The organism is Mesorhizobium sp. M5C.F.Ca.IN.020.32.2.1 (assembly GCF_004023105.1).
Lineage (GTDB): Bacteria > Pseudomonadota > Alphaproteobacteria > Rhizobiales > Rhizobiaceae > Mesorhizobium > Mesorhizobium wenxiniae.
The window spans coordinates 1-2,335 of record NZ_RZSX01000936.1 but is presented as its reverse complement, the minus strand read 5'-3'; the positions used below and the strand labels follow the sequence as shown (position 1 = coordinate 2,335).

Annotated in this window: 1 protein-coding gene and 1 pseudogene; both read right to left on the bottom strand. The window is 60.0% G+C overall.

The window, feature by feature from the left end:
* Nucleotides 1-2,030 (bottom strand): CheR family methyltransferase (locus EOA86_RS31135; protein WP_281035716.1); only part of this gene is annotated, 2,030 nt, incomplete at its 3' end.
* A gap of 1 nt (nucleotide 2,031) precedes the next feature.
* Nucleotides 2,032-2,335: pseudogene (locus EOA86_RS31130) on the bottom strand (chemotaxis protein CheB); the annotation flags it as partial.

Here is a 2,335-nt window from a genome sequence, read left to right as displayed (position 1 = left end):
TCTTCGTTGGAGGACTTCAGTTCCTCGTTCGAGGATTCCAGCTCTTCCGTGGTGATCTGCAGCCGCTCCTTGGTCTCCCGCAGTTCTTTTTCGAGCTGGCTGACGTTTGCGCTTTCAACATCGTCGGAAGTCGCTTCGCTTTCAAGCTCCGGCTTGATGCCGCCAACATCCCTGAAGACGAGCATATAGAGAGGGTCGGCCGCGCCATCCGGCGGCAGCGGCTGCACGACAAGGCTGATGGTCTGCCGCCCGCCGTTGGTGCCAACGCTGATCTCGTTCTGGATCGACACTTGCCCGGTGTTGACAGTCTTGTGGAGACCAGCCCGCAAATCCATTCGCAGGCCCCGCCGCGCCATTGCGAAGACGTTGTTGTCGGGAGCGCCGGCCGCCAATTCGAGGTATTTTCCGGTGCCTCCCGAACTATGCACCAACTCGCCGGCTGCGTTGACGACGACGTATGCGGGACAATACCGATTAAGAAGAAGGCGTTCTGCGCTCTCCTGCGCGCCTCCTCCCGTCGCCCTCGGGCGCGCATGCTGGGTTGCCCGCCTGGGCGCGGCGGCAAGCGGAAACTCTGGCAGCTTCTGTATCGCTCCGCCGCTACGCCTCTGGAAAATGCGGCTTGCCTTGTCGATCGTAGCAAACAGCCCCCCGTGGCGGGTGACGTTTTCCGAAGAGCCAAGGAAGAGATAGCCATCCTTTCGCAGGGCATAGTGGAAGATGGGAATGATCTTCTCCTGCAATTCAGGCCCTATGTAGATGAGGAGATTGCGACAGGAGATCAGGTCGAGCTTGGAAAAGGGCGGGTCGCGCAACAGATTGTGCGCTGAAAACAGACACATTTCACGCAGATCGGTGGCGACCCGGTAGGTTCCGTCCTCGCGCGAGAAGAACTTCTTGAGCCGCTTTGGCGTGACATCTGTAGCGATGGCAGCCGGATAGCGGCCGGCTCGCGCGACTTCCAAAGCGCGCTCATCGATGTCGGTCGCGAAGATCTGCAATTTTGGCGATGCCGCGCCTCTCGGCGCATTTTCCCTGAGGAGCATGGCTATCGTATAGGCTTCCTCTCCCGTGGCGCAACCTGGTACCCATACCCTTATAGTTTCGTCTCCCTTGCGGTTCTCGAATAGCTTCGGAATGACGAGGCGTTCCAATGTATCGAACGCTTGTGGATCCCGGAACAGATTCGTCACGCCGATCAGCAGGTCCTGGAACAGCAGATCCACCTGCTGCGGCTCCTCCTTCAACCGTTCATAGAATGCGACCGGATCGTCGATCTGCAATACCTGCATCCGGCGCTGTATGCGTCTGAGGATGGTGTTATCCTTGTAGCCGCTGAAATCGTGCCCGGTGCGCGTGCGAAGCAGGGCAGCGATGCGGGAAAGCTGTTCGGAGACATCGCGCTTGCGGCGGTCCGCTTCGCCGTCGCTTGCAATGCGGTTTGCGTGTCGGAAGTAGTCCGCCAGCGCTGCTGCCATTTCTTCCGCCGGGAGCACCATGTCGACGAGGCCGGCCTGAACGGCGCTGCGCATCATGCCGTCATATTCGGCGCTCTCCTGCGCGAGCGTAAGTCCACCATGCTCCTTGATGGCACGCAGTCCGATGGTGCCGTCGCTGCCCGTGCCAGAGAGAATGACAGCGGCCGCGTTTTCCCCCTGCTCCATCGCGAGCGAGATGAAAAAGTCATCGATCGGCGTGCGCTTGGTGCGGGTGGTCGTCATCTTCTCAATATGAAAGCTGCGGTCCTTCACCGTCACCGAGACGCCTGGGGGGACTACGTAAATCCTGTTCGGCTCGATGCCGGACGCCTCGCTTGCCGTCTGAGTCGCAATGGAGGTACAGCGCTGGACTATACTTGCCAACACGCTCTCGTGCTCGGCGTCCAGATGCTGGATCACCACATAGGCGAGCCCACTGTCTGGCGGAACGTTGGGAAAGAATTTTTGTAGAGCCGCTATGCCTCCAGCAGACGCGCCGATGCCGACGATTGCGCAGGACTCACCTGCCGGCGACCCGGGATCACTGTTCACCTCAGTCTGCGGCTCCGCTTTCGTTGCTTTCTTCTGCCGTTGCGCCATTTCCCGCCACCGTTACCCGCCTGCTCTCGAGAATTCGCTCGATCACCTCGGCATCCGCTTGATACTCTCTGGCCCGATCTCGCAACTGCGTGGCGAGTTCGGGACGGTTTTTCGTTTTTTCCCGCTCAGCCATTCGTCTGGTAAACTCAGCCCGCTGCTGGTGCGCCCGCAGCAGGCTCCACAATATCTCGTCCGCCTCCGCCGACTGTGCCTCCATCATCGCTTCCGAGGTGAAGGCATGCCCAGTATGGCATCGA